Source organism: Shimazuella alba, from assembly GCF_009831235.1.
Classification (GTDB): Bacteria; Bacillota; Bacilli; order Thermoactinomycetales; family Thermoactinomycetaceae; genus Shimazuella; species Shimazuella alba.
Genome location: NZ_WUUL01000025.1, coordinates 1 through 12,035, shown reverse-complemented (window position 1 = coordinate 12,035; position 12,035 = coordinate 1). Strand labels below are relative to the sequence as shown.

The following is a 12,035-nucleotide window of genomic DNA, read 5'->3' as shown; positions in this document are numbered from 1 at the left end:
GCAGGCGTGTTACTCACTCTTCGGTTTTCAGGGAATATTTAAACCCCTAGTACTTAAAAGTGCTAGGGGTTTTTAATGCTGGCGCTTTTGAACTGATTATGATGATACAAAAAGAGTGGAAAAATTATAGAATTTGACTCGAATGATTAATTTTCTGTGAAGAGAATATGATTTAATTGAAAGATGTTGGTTTAGGTAATATTTGTAATGGGTATAGCTAAGATTCAGTTTATTGTTTCTCGAGGATTTATGAAGTGCTGAAGAAGAGGAAGCCTATGGAGAAGGGAATTGATCTAAAATTTATTCTCTTATTGCTCTATGGAAGGTGGAACAGATTACAGCATTATAAAGGTTATTCTAACTAGTTCTCGTCCTCCAAGAATTCATTTTGATCTGAAGAGAAATCATTGAATTACGGTAAGTCAGGACTCCTCTGAAATTTTTGTGGGGGTTTGTATGATGCGTGATGGTGATACTATCGAAGATGATTATTTCATTTTCGTGCCAACCAAACTGGACTTTATAATGAGTTGAGCCTTGGTGGTAAGGTTGTGGCAAAGTTACGCAGCTTCTGGACAGAATGCCATCCTACACGTAACTCCATTTTGTCTGCGCAACATCCAGTTGTCCAGGCACATGAATATAAGGTTAATATAGAAATAAGAGCCATTAATGGGGCTCTTATTTCTATGTGTTTATTAATGCAATACCAGTTAAAACAAGAAGGAAAGATACGAACTGAAATTTAGAGAATTTTTCTTTGTATATTAAGTAGGATAGTATAGCTACGATCAAACCATTAGCCGAAGCGATGGGGGAAATTATGCTAGCAGGTCCTATCATTAATGCTGCTGCTAAGGTTTGCATCATGCCAAATGAAAGTATGCCAGCTACTAGTCCATAAGATATACCTTTTTCAGTATGGTTTTTTTGTATATGGAGATTGAAAAAAAATGAGGTGGAAAACCAGACAAGACCAAATAAATAGGAAATAAAAATGATGGGATTATTATTTAGATGCATCTCTTCTGTAATCTTCAGACCGCCATTGCGAATAAAAAAACCTATAAATGTAACACCTACGAAGAGATACCAACGTTTATCTTGAATACGTAGTTTTTGATTAGGATCAAAGGGGAGTAACAAAACAGCAAATATAATGAAAAGAATTGCTATTGCTTCTAGCCAATTAAGATTTTCTGAATAAAGAAAAACAGACATGAGCACTATCAATATTACATGACTATGAGTAACTGTGGCTGTTAAGCCAGCAGGACCAATATAAATAGCCTTGCTGTATAATAGATTTCCTAATGTTGTTGCTAGACCGATGATGCATCCTGCTGCGAGTATTTGCCAATTCCATTGCCAAGATTGCGTGTACCAAAGATATAGTCCAGATCCAAGCTTAACCAGCAAGATAGAATCCAAAAAGTAGCCTCTCAGATGTTCCTTCTTTCATCGAATTAATTTTAAAGAAAAATGCACTCATTCCGTTAAAAAGAAAGCAAAGAATAGCGAATATCAACCACATGAAAATGGATTCCTCCTAATTATTTGTAAAAACATAGTCAAACTATATTTTGATAATCAATTAAACAGTTTATTTGATTTTCGGATAGTCATAAAGGAATACTACCTCCAGATTACGATAAACTATCGTATAAATATGGGAGTCTGTAATCTTTGTGTAGTTGTTTCGCACCAAGATTTGGTATTATTAAATTTTTCAAACGCCCTTCCTCCTCATGGGAAATATTCTGCAACATACAATCAATCTATGTTAACATGATGAAAGTAAAGTAAAACAAAAACAATCATATTCAATAGATAAATTTGATAGAGGAGGATATCAATGAAAACAAATACACATATAGCATTGCGTGATTGGGCTGTAACACTTGATGAGCTGGGTAAAGGAACGCAAATCATGTTACTCAGAAAAGGTGGTATCCATGAGGAAACTCGCCACTTTGAAGTCAACAGTGATAGCTTTTTCTTATTTCCAGCTTACGAACATCAAAAATCAGAATTACTAAAAGAAGAGTACCAAGGAAATATTGCAAAGAGTGTAGAAAATTGGTCGCCAGAAGATCAACAGGTTATGGTGAAATACTATGCACAACTGCACGAAGACATCGAGTTATTAGATGAAGAAAAATTAAAAGCACTTTATCCTCATCATATTTGGACCAATGAATTTGCCGCAGAACGGTTGAAATGGAAAAAGAAACTACCATTACATGTGTTATTGCTACGAGTGTATCAATTAGAACAACCAGTGGAAATTCCAATGTTAGCTGAATATGGAGGCTGTAAATCTTGGTTGTCACTACCTGAAACAATTAAAGGTCAAGAAGCGCATCCTGTGCTGACAGAGGACGTATTTTTACAGGAAGTAGCCAGTATAAAAAAATCGTTATCAGTCGTTTAACAGTAGTCTATCAATTTAGGCTTTGTACACTTTGCAAAAAACCAGACACCTACGCAGTGTCTGGTTTTTCCTATACATTATGTAGAGTGAGTGCTTCTAACTCAATGATAATTTCATCAGCAGTCATATCGCCTTCTAAATAAATGCCAACTAGTGTGGAAACTAAAACAGATTCCTCACCCGAGATTTGAAGGATTTCCAGTAATTCTATTAATGGATCATAATCTTTTGCAAAGATATGTATGCTTTGTGAAGCGAGGACGTCTTCTAAGTGCAAAGTCTTTTGATAAATTGCTTTGATCATGGTTAAAATCATTTTGATTAGGGCTTTTTTTTGTGTGTCCAAGTATAAAATCCTTTCCATGCGAAAATAACAATATCATTATACCAAACTTTGCGAACTTATTTTAGAGAGTGAATAAATTAGTATGTATAGAGCGAGACTAACAATGATCTTTTAAATGGAGGTAGACTATATGATAGATAATTCTATTCAAGATTCTTTGTTGAATTATAAAGAAGGATTAGGTAACTTGGCCAAGCACCTACCTAATGTCGTAAGTAATTATAATAAATTTACAGAAGCCTGTTTTGATGAAGGAGCACTTACCAAAAAAACAAAGCATTTGATAGCCCTGGGCCTTGGAGTTTATAGCAATGATGAATACTGCATCATTTACCATACAAAAGGTGCTATTGATAATGGAGCAACAGAGCAAGAGGTAATGGAAGCTGCGGCAGTAACCACTGCCTTTGGTGGAGGAATGGCTATGTCTCAAACGGTTACTCTTGTCCAAGATGCATTATCCTCTTTTCAAAACCATACACATTAAAGAATACATAAAAAGCCCTGCTGGGCTTTTTTATGTTCTGTATAAATAGGTTTACCATTATGAAGGGAAGGGTAATTTAGCAATGTTGTGAAGAAAATTCAAAAGAATTTGTAGAGTTAAGGCTGGAATATTGTAATTTTACAGAAAATGTATTGACATTCAACAGAAGAAAGCGGTACCATAAATGAGTAGGACTGTTCCCTCAAACAACGGATGGATGCACAGAAGATTAACCCGGTTAAGGGGAGTGGGAGTACTATGATTTATGAATAAAAATGCTGACCTATTATTTGAAAAAGAGATTACATCGCTAATTATTCCTAGAGAAAAAGTAGTTGTATTGGAGCCTGATTGGTCCCTAGAGAGAGCCTTAATTGTATTGACTCGCAAAGGTACTACTTCCGTGCCAGTCATACATCCAGATGGTCGAGTAGAAGGTATTATAAGCAAAACGAACATATTGGACTTTCTTATTAACCCAAACAAAGCACAAGAACTCGACTTTACCAAATTAAAAGAGTATCGTGTATTGGATGCAATGGACCGAAATCACATGGGTATTATGGCCAACTCCATTTTTTCATTTGCTTTTGAGGTATTGGTAAATCGTTCGTATATACCAATAATTGATATACGCCAGCAATTTGTCGGAATCCTTACAAGAAAAGTCATGATGGAAAAAGTGATTGATTATTTTCACGAGGAATATTTACAGACTGTAACAACAGAATTATAAAGAAAACTAGGCGATTGGCAAGCCCGACAGGGCGAAGACAGAGTCTTAGTTGCACTTATGCGGACTCGATAATCCATTCGAATTTATCACAATCTGCGAAGAAAAAACCAGTCAATTTAACCCTCTTATCTGGGTAGTGGCTGGTTTTTTATTTTTAAGAGTTTTAAATTACTAATTATAAATGTAGAGGAATAATTATGCAGTTTATAAGTGGAAAATAGGCTAAATTTAGATGACGTAACGGTTTGTTATTATTTAATGAGTTCAAAATATGGATTACATTATTGGAAGTAAAGATGGAGAGGATAAAGAATGTCTTAGTAAAGCTAATTAATCAACTTCTTTTGCTGAGCGTTGAAAAGATTCAGTAAGTATTTTTGATTGAAAACATGTTTGAAAAAAGTCAATTAGTTCATGCCAATAATTTGCATCTATATCTCTATTTAAAAGGATGGCTATCTCTTTCATTTTGGAAAATAATTGTTGAATAGATTGGGAATTGATGGATGAAGCATTGCTTTCTTTGTGCGACTGGATAACCAGTGATTCTAGGTCATCAAATGTGTTTTCATAAATAATTACTTTAATAATCTCAGGTAGATGTGGTGCGATTTTAACTTGAGATCTGCACTTTTCCCAAGTTCGAAGTAGTCTGCGGTTGTTTAAACTATTTAAGTAGTCTTGCTCCGAATATGACTCGTAGTTACCATTTTCTTCATGAATTTGGAATTTTTTTTTGTCCTGTGTACGTATATAAATTACATTTTTTGATTGAAGAAAATGGTCAACTCTAGCATCAGCTGTGTTTAAATTATATTTCTTCATCCTTTCTGCCCCCAGTTGTTACAAAATTTCCCCCAAAAAGAGAATAATGAAAAGAGAATCTTTCAAAAGATACTTTCTATTGTACACTATTCTTATAAAAAGTGGGTATAAAATAATGTGAGCAATGCGTGAATATACAACAAGAAATTATTATAATTTAAGAGTTATTTATATAAAATATATCTAAGATCTTTTTTTAATTAAAAAGTAATCGCTAATAAAAAACAGGAAATATTTACCTATAATTTACGCTGATTTTTTTGATTTTTATAGATATCCGAAGATCACCTTGAACTTGGTAAGTGTGTACGTTAGAATATAATGAGAATCACATGATAATCAATCTAATTTAGGATTCACCAACATATTGATAATACTACCTTGTTTTCATATACAGGTGGAAAGTCCGTGGAGGAATGTCACAATGTCAACACCGAACTTAGATATTCGGGATTTACAAGTTTCGATCGAAGATAAACAAATTCTCAAAGGGGTGAACTTATCCGTAAACGGTGGAGAAATTCATGCCATTATGGGACCAAACGGTACAGGTAAAAGTACGTTGGCCTCTGCTCTGATGGGGCATCCAAAGTATGAAGTAACTGGTGGAAGTGTAACCATCGATGGGGAAGATCTCCTAGAGATGGAAGTAGATGAGCGTGCACGTGCAGGGTTATTTTTAGCTATGCAATATCCGAGTGAAGTAAGTGGGGTTACCAACTCTGATTTTTTACGAAGTGCTATCAATGCAAAACGTGGAGAAGGTAATGAAATTTCTCTGATGAAGTTTATTCGTGAGATGGATAAGCAGATGGATGTATTAGAAATGGATGAGTCATTTGCTACCCGTTACCTTAACGAAGGCTTCTCAGGCGGAGAGAAAAAACGGAATGAAATATTGCAAATGATGATGCTAAAACCGCGTTTTTCCATTTTAGACGAAATTGACTCTGGTCTTGATATAGATGCATTAAAAATTGTTGCAGCTGGTGTAAATGAAATGAGAAGCCCTGAAAGAGGAGTTATTATCATCACTCACTATCAGCGTTTGTTGAATTATATCAAGCCTGATTTTGTACATGTGTTTATGCAAGGTCGGATTGTAAAATCTGGTGGTCCTGAGTTGGCAGAGCGTCTAGAGCAAGAGGGTTATGATTGGGTAAAAGAAGAATTGGGCATTGTAGATGAAACTGTTGGACATAAGGTGTAAGGATGGTGCCGACAATGAGTGCATTCAGTCGTGAACAAATTACCCAATTGTCCCAATCCCAAAGCGAACCTAAATGGGCACTGGAGAAAAGATTAGAAGCTTTTGCTGCTATTGAAAATTTACCTCTGCCTAAATTGGAAAAGACCAATATCGACCGTTGGAATTTTTCTCAATTCCAATTACATCAAGTAGATGCCACTTTCAGTCAACCTGAGCAGCTTCCTGTTGAGGTAAATCGTCTATTTTTAGAAGATCATAGCAATATTTTAGTGCAAAAAAATGATGCAGTTGTCTATCAAACTCAGAAAGCACTGCAACAAGGAGTTATTTTCACCAGTTTCGCAAATGCATTTCAACAACATGAAACATTGTTGAAAAAGTATCTATTTCAGCAAGAAACTGCTCATCGTATCTCAGCAATTCATCAAGCGTTTATGCAGGGTGGGGTTTTTGTTTATGTCCCAAGAAATGTCACAGTAGAGTTACCACTGCAAACCGTATTTTGGTTGGCAGGAGAAGAAGCAGCAATATTCCCCCATATTTTGGTTGTAGCAGAAGAAAACAGCCGGGTGGAGATTGTAGCTAACTTCTTAGATACGGATGCTGGTGCAGCTTTGAGCAACAGTGTAATCGAGACGTATGTTGGCCAAGGAGCAAAGGTCCAGATAGCAACAGTAAGCCAGTTTGGAGACTCTGTTGTGGACGTCATGGATCGTTTTGCACAAGTTGGTCGTGATGGGGATATGGAATGGATCGTAGCTGATCTTAGTGATGGACGTATTATCTCTAAAAGCACCACTAATTTAGAAGGCGCTGGCGGACATGTTGATGTGAAATCAGTTGCTTTTGGAGCCAATGAAATGCGTTCCAATATTACTTCGGAGATATTCCACTTTGGAACCCATACAACAAGTGATATTCAAGCTAGATCCGTGATGAAAGATAAAGCAACAAGCATCTTAAATAGTATTACCAAGATTGAAAAAGGCGCAAGCAAGTCAGATGGGCAACAAACTGGTAAAGTATTGATGCTTGATCCTGAAGCGCGTGGAGATGCTAATCCGATTCTGTTAATTGATGAAAATGACGTAACAGCAGGGCATGCTGCAAGTGTTGGTAGGATTGATCCATTGACGCTGTTCTATCTAATGTCTAGAGGAATTTCCAAAAATGAAGCATCCAAATTAATTATTCGTGGTTTCCTAGATACTGTGATCGCAGATATTCCATCTGCAGCATTGCGGGCAAGTATTCATGAAACCATCGAGGGGAAATTTACATCATGAATCCATGGAAAAAAGATTTTCCAATCCTTTTTCAACAAGTAAATGAGCATGACCTTGTTTATTTGGATAGTGCAGCAACATCGCAAAAACCAAATAGCGTCATAGAGCAAGTAGCAGCGTATTACCAAGGTTATAATTCCAATGTGCATCGTGGTGTACACACCCTTGGAACCAAAGCAACAGATGCATATGAGGGCGCCCGTGACAAGGTGCGAGATTTTATCCATGCGAAAAAGCGTGAGGAGATCATTTTTACCCGTGGTGCAACTACAAGTATGAATATCGTGGCTCGAAGTTATGCTATGGTGCATTGTAAAGCTGGAGACGAGATTTTACTCAGTCCAGCTGAGCACCATGCTAATTTAATTCCTTGGCAGCAAGTAGCGAAAGTAACTGGTGCGAAATTGGTATATATGCCACTTGAATCGGATAGCACTATTTTGCTAGAAAAAGTTCGTCCATTGATCACCAATAAAACGAAAATCGTTGCGATTCAACATGTTTCCAATGTACTTGGAACAATCAATCCAGTAGCAGAATTAGCGAAATTGGTACATGAAGTTGGTGGTATTATAACGGTCGATGGAGCACAGAGTGTACCGCATATGAAAGTCGATGTACAAGAGTTGGATGTAGATTTTCTTTCTTTCTCTGGTCATAAGATGGTGGGACCGACCGGGATTGGAGTATTGTACGGGAAAGAACATCTCCTCAATGACATGGAACCAGTAGAATTCGGTGGTGAAATGATTGACCATGTGGACCTTGAAACTGCTACATGGAAAGAGTTACCATGGAAATTTGAAGGTGGTACACCGATTATTGCTGGTGCAATCGGTCTAGGAGCAGCAATCGATTACTTGCAAGCAGTGGGAATGGATCAAGTAGAGGCGCATGATCGTAAGCTGACAGCTTATGCGTTAAATCAATTACAAAGTATCGAAGGGATTCGGTTCTTTGGCCCATTGGAAAATCGAATTGGAGCTGTTACCTTTAATTTAGATAATATCCATCCTCATGATGTAGCTACAGTTCTGGATGCAGAAGGTATTGCAGTTCGCGCTGGACATCATTGTTGCCAGCCATTGATGAGGCTACTTGGAGAGACGGCAACAGCACGTGCTAGTTTTTACCTATACAATGATGAATCAGATATTGATCAGCTGGTCAAAGGTTTACAAAAGACGAAAGAGTACTTTATGTCAATTACTTAGAAGGAATATTCTCTTCTTCCTAGAACGTATATGCTAGGCATATACGTTCGTAAAGGGGAAGTCTAAGTTGATTGCATTTAAGACAGAAATTAATTCCACTTCGATACAAATCAAGAAAATAATCACATCTATTGGGATTTGTAGATTCTTATATAATCAATATGTTAATCAAAATTTGGGGTTATTAAAGCAAAATCAACGTTATATAACTGCAACTCAATTTGATAAATATGTTAATCATCAGTTGTCAAAAGAATTTCCGTGGATTAAAGAATGTGGCAGTAAAGCAAGAAAAAAAGCTTTAGTAAATGCAGAAAAAGCTTTTAAACGGTTTTTTAAAAAAATATCTGGAAAACCTAGGTTTAAAAAGAAACATGAACAATCAGTCAAACTTTATTTTCCTAAAAATAATCCTTTGGATTTGGAAATCAAAAGACACTGTATTAAATTTCCTACATTAGGATGGGTTCGATTGAAGGAAAAAGGGTATATTCCTACTCAAGGTACGGTTTTAAGCTGTACGATTGAACATAAAGCTAATCGTTTCTATGTTTCTGTTTTGTTTTCTTCTGCTCTAGAAAAAAGGAAATTAAAACAACTCAAACAAAAAGACTTTACAAAAGGAATGGGAATAGACTTAGGAATTAAAGAGTTTGCCATTACAAGCAATGGTCCAAGATTTTTAAACATCAACAAAACATTTGGTATCAAAAGTGTAGAAAAACGTTTAAAACGGGCTCAGCGAGCACTTTCTCGTAAGCTTGAATTTAAGAAAAAGCGAGGTGAACAAACTGCTACGAAAAACGGAAGGAATATAGAAAAAAATGTTCTTCGTGTACAAAAGTTAAACCAACGACTTGCTCAAATGAGAGATGCCTACCGTTCGTGGGTGGTAAGTGTCATTGCGAAAACCAAGCCGACATTCATCACTGTGGAGAAGTTAAATATAAGTGGTATTAGAAAAAATAGACATTTAGCAAAGGCGATTTCAGATCAAGGATTTTATGATTTTAAGAATAAACTGCTTAACATGTGCCGCAAGATTGGAATTGAATTAAGAGAGGTAGGTTTTTTTTATCCTTCTAGTAAGATTTGTTCTAGTTGTGGTATAAAAAAAGCAACATTATTCTTATCTGATCGAGTGTTTCAATGTGAACATTGTGGCATTCGAATTGATCGAGATCAAAACGCTGCAATCAACCTCATGAGAGCAAGTGAATATGTGATCCTTACTTAATAAGTTCACATTATGTACCGATGGCTAGTCGGGAATTTACGCCTGTGGACAATTTTACAAACTGTAGTAGCAAGCTAGGTGGCGAGGCGGGATTGGATGAAACAGGAAAATTCTAGATATGGACATTTTTGTCTATGTTTTTAGTAGCAGTCTTTGGACATGTCTTCCTTGGATGATTTGTATCGTCGAGTTATCATGGATCATTATCAGAGACCTAGAAATAAAGGCGAACTTGATAATGGTGCTATTTCCATAGAATTAAATAATCCAACATGTGGAGATCGAATCTCCCTGCAAATGAACGTAGAAAATGGTATGATAAAGGATGCAAGGTTTTTAGGTGAAGGATGCTCGATCAGCCTAGCTTCTGCATCGATGATGACTGAGTCTGTGAAGGGCTTAAGCGTCGATCAGTCACTCCATTTAGTTGATTTATTTTCGCGCATGATGCAAGGGGAAGAGATAGATACGGATGAGTTTCCGTTAGAAGATATTGAAGCATTGACTGGCGTTGCAAAGTTCCCAGCACGGATCAAATGTGCAACACTAGCATGGAAAGCACTTGAAAAAGGTGTAAAACAATAAAAGAAGGAGGCTGGGTTTCATGACTACGATACCTGAACTATCTGAGTACAAATATGGATTTCGTGACAAAGACGTATCTGTCTTTCGTGCGAAACGTGGGCTTACTCGTGAGATCGTAGAAGAAATTTCCAAGATGAAAGGTGAACCAGACTGGATGCTGGAATTTCGCCTTAAATCTTTGGAGCAATTTTATAAAATGCCAATGCCAAGTAATCTAAACAGCAAATGGTTTTCCTTGTTACCTGGTAAATTGGATGAATTAAATTTTGATGATATTACCTATTATGTAAAACCCTCTGAACGCCAAGGGAAAACTTGGGAAGAAGTACCAGATGAGATTAAGCAAACTTTTGATAAATTAGGGATTCCAGAAGCAGAGCAAAAGTTTTTAGCAGGTGTTTCTGCTCAGTATGAATCTGAAGTTGTTTACCACAACATGCAAAAAGAACTAGAAGATCAAGGAGTTATTTTCTGCGATACGGATACAGCAGTTAGAGAATATCCTGAGCTTCTTAAAGAATACTTTGGGACTGTTATTCCCCCAGCGGATAACAAGTTTGCTGCATTAAACAGTGCCGTATGGAGTGGTGGTAGTTTTATCTACGTACCAAAAGGCGTGAAGTGTGAAGTGCCACTACAAGCTTATTTCCGCATCAACTCCGAAAATATGGGACAGTTTGAACGTACTTTGATCATTGCAGATGAAGGCAGCTTTGTACACTATGTAGAAGGTTGTACCGCTCCTGTATATAGTACAAACTCCTTGCACAGTGCGGTGGTAGAGATCGTCGTAAAAGACAATGCGCGTTGTCGTTATACTACCATCCAAAACTGGGCACCAAACATCTACAACTTAGTTACCAAACGTGCAGTGGCTGAACGCGGTGCACATATGGAATGGGTAGATGGTAATATAGGTAGCAAACTTACCATGAAATACCCAGCTGTTGTGATGAAAGGGGAAGGTGCCAAAGCAGACATCCTTTCGATCGCTGTAGCTGGGAAAGATCAACACCAAGATGCTGGTGCCAAAGTAACAGCACTTGCACCTAACTGTACTTCCACCATTATCTCGAAATCGATCAGTAAACAAGGTGGAAAAGTAACCTATCGTGGTCTTAGCAGCTTTGGACGTAACTCAGAAGGCTCTAAGGCGAATATTAAATGTGATACCTTGATCTTGGATAATGAGTCGACATCAGACACGATTCCTTACAATGAGATCAAAAATGATAATATTATCTTAGAACACGAAGCTACTGTTTCCAAAGTGAGTGAAGATCAACTCTTCTACTTGATGAGCCGTGGACTTACCGAAAACGAGGCAACACAAATGATTATCATGGGCTTTATTGAGCCATTTACAAAAGAATTACCAATGGAATATGCCGTCGAGATGAACCGTTTGATCAAGTTTGAGATGGAAGGTTCGATTGGTTAAAAAGAAATCCCTTCTTTTAACAGAGGGGATTTTTTTTTTAAAGTATGTATTTTTCTGTTGTTATGTATTTCATTTTCAACAAGAAAAAGTGGGTATATTTTCTGTTTGTAAGTAAATAGTGCTACATCTCGAAAAAAAGAATGATTTAAAAAGGTATCCTTTGGATACCTTCCAGACCGAAGAAAAAGCACTTCTGAAATTCGTTTCAGAAGTGCTTTCGTATGGGAAAGGATA

At 36.8% G+C, this 12,035-nt stretch carries 13 protein-coding genes; 9 read left to right on the top strand and 4 right to left on the bottom strand.

The window, feature by feature from the left end; translation table 11 throughout:
- Positions 1–687 precede the first annotated feature (687 nt).
- The gene (locus tag GSM42_RS20050; protein WP_160803340.1) at positions 688–1,431 is read right to left on the bottom strand and encodes an EamA family transporter; all 744 of its coding nucleotides are present in this window, start codon (positions 1,429–1,431) and stop codon (positions 688–690) included.
- 424 nt (positions 1,432–1,855) lie between these two features.
- On the opposite strand from GSM42_RS20050, the gene GSM42_RS20045 reads away from it, so the two are divergent.
- Positions 1,856–2,434, top strand: coding sequence for a DUF1802 family protein (locus GSM42_RS20045; RefSeq protein WP_160803339.1), 579 nt, complete (start codon positions 1,856–1,858; stop codon positions 2,432–2,434).
- 70 nt (positions 2,435–2,504) lie between these two features.
- On the opposite strand, the gene GSM42_RS20040 is transcribed toward GSM42_RS20045, so the two are convergent.
- Positions 2,505–2,780, bottom strand: a complete 276-nt coding sequence (locus GSM42_RS20040) for a hypothetical protein (RefSeq protein WP_160803338.1) — start codon at positions 2,778–2,780, stop codon at positions 2,505–2,507.
- A gap of 130 nt (positions 2,781–2,910) precedes the next feature.
- On the opposite strand from GSM42_RS20040, the gene GSM42_RS20035 reads away from it, so the two are divergent.
- Together GSM42_RS20035 and GSM42_RS20030 are read left to right on the top strand one after the other, a co-directional pair.
- Complete coding sequence (locus GSM42_RS20035) at positions 2,911–3,267, top strand: carboxymuconolactone decarboxylase family protein (RefSeq protein WP_237446727.1); 357 nt, start codon at positions 2,911–2,913, stop codon at positions 3,265–3,267.
- A 265-nt stretch (positions 3,268–3,532) separates the two neighbouring features.
- A complete protein-coding gene (locus GSM42_RS20030; RefSeq protein ID WP_160803336.1) occupies positions 3,533–4,003 on the top strand; it encodes a CBS domain-containing protein in 471 nt (156 codons plus the stop codon).
- Positions 4,004–4,333: 330 nt separating this feature from the next.
- Here the strand turns inward: GSM42_RS20030 and GSM42_RS20025 are convergent, their stop codons facing one another.
- Positions 4,334–4,828, bottom strand: a complete 495-nt coding sequence (locus GSM42_RS20025) for a hypothetical protein (protein WP_160803335.1) — start codon at positions 4,826–4,828, stop codon at positions 4,334–4,336.
- 424 nt (positions 4,829–5,252) lie between these two features.
- Between GSM42_RS20025 and sufC the strand changes: the two genes are divergently transcribed.
- The 6 genes from sufC (at position 5,253) to sufB (ending at position 11,801) form a co-directional block, all read left to right on the top strand.
- Entirely contained in the window at positions 5,253–6,038 is a 786-nt protein-coding gene (gene sufC / locus GSM42_RS20020) for a Fe-S cluster assembly ATPase SufC (protein ID WP_160803334.1), read from the top strand.
- 14 nt (positions 6,039–6,052) lie between these two features.
- A complete protein-coding gene (sufD, locus tag GSM42_RS20015) occupies positions 6,053–7,324 on the top strand; it encodes a Fe-S cluster assembly protein SufD (protein ID WP_237446726.1) in 1,272 nt (423 codons plus the stop codon).
- On the top strand, positions 7,321–8,538 hold the full coding sequence (locus GSM42_RS20010) for a cysteine desulfurase (RefSeq protein ID WP_160803332.1): 1,218 nt from the start codon (positions 7,321–7,323) through the stop codon (positions 8,536–8,538). Before sufD ends, GSM42_RS20010 begins: the two co-directional genes overlap by 4 nt.
- 67 nt (positions 8,539–8,605) lie before the next feature.
- On the top strand, positions 8,606–9,775 hold the full coding sequence (locus tag GSM42_RS20005) for an RNA-guided endonuclease InsQ/TnpB family protein (protein ID WP_160803331.1): 1,170 nt from the start codon (positions 8,606–8,608) through the stop codon (positions 9,773–9,775).
- A 159-nt stretch (positions 9,776–9,934) separates the two neighbouring features.
- Positions 9,935–10,360: a Fe-S cluster assembly sulfur transfer protein SufU gene (gene sufU / locus GSM42_RS20000; protein WP_160803330.1), complete on the top strand. Its 426-nt coding sequence runs from the start codon at positions 9,935–9,937 to the stop codon at positions 10,358–10,360.
- 19 nt (positions 10,361–10,379) lie between these two features.
- Positions 10,380–11,801 (top strand): Fe-S cluster assembly protein SufB, encoded by a 1,422-nt coding sequence (gene sufB, locus GSM42_RS19995; protein WP_160803329.1) that lies wholly within the window; start codon positions 10,380–10,382, stop codon positions 11,799–11,801.
- On the opposite strand, the gene GSM42_RS20885 is transcribed toward sufB, so the two are convergent.
- The coding region (locus GSM42_RS20885; RefSeq protein WP_237446725.1) for a hypothetical protein at positions 11,798–12,035 on the bottom strand (238 nt) is incomplete at its 5' end. The two genes, sufB and GSM42_RS20885, sit on opposite strands and share 4 nt — an antisense overlap.

Coding starts and splice junctions, on each gene's coding strand:
- GSM42_RS20045 (WP_160803339.1), top strand. CDS start 1,856: ATGAAAACAAATACACATATAGCATTGCGTGATTGGGCTGTAACACTT.
- GSM42_RS20035 (WP_237446727.1), top strand. CDS start 2,911: ATGATAGATAATTCTATTCAAGATTCTTTGTTGAATTATAAAGAAGGA.
- GSM42_RS20030 (WP_160803336.1), top strand. CDS start 3,533: ATGAATAAAAATGCTGACCTATTATTTGAAAAAGAGATTACATCGCTA.
- GSM42_RS20025 (WP_160803335.1), bottom strand. CDS start 4,828: ATGAAGAAATATAATTTAAACACAGCTGATGCTAGAGTTGACCATTTT.
- sufC (WP_160803334.1), top strand. CDS start 5,253: ATGTCAACACCGAACTTAGATATTCGGGATTTACAAGTTTCGATCGAA.
- sufD (WP_237446726.1), top strand. CDS start 6,053: ATGAGTGCATTCAGTCGTGAACAAATTACCCAATTGTCCCAATCCCAA.
- GSM42_RS20010 (WP_160803332.1), top strand. CDS start 7,321: ATGAATCCATGGAAAAAAGATTTTCCAATCCTTTTTCAACAAGTAAAT.
- sufU (WP_160803330.1), top strand. CDS start 9,935: ATGTCTTCCTTGGATGATTTGTATCGTCGAGTTATCATGGATCATTAT.
- sufB (WP_160803329.1), top strand. CDS start 10,380: ATGACTACGATACCTGAACTATCTGAGTACAAATATGGATTTCGTGAC.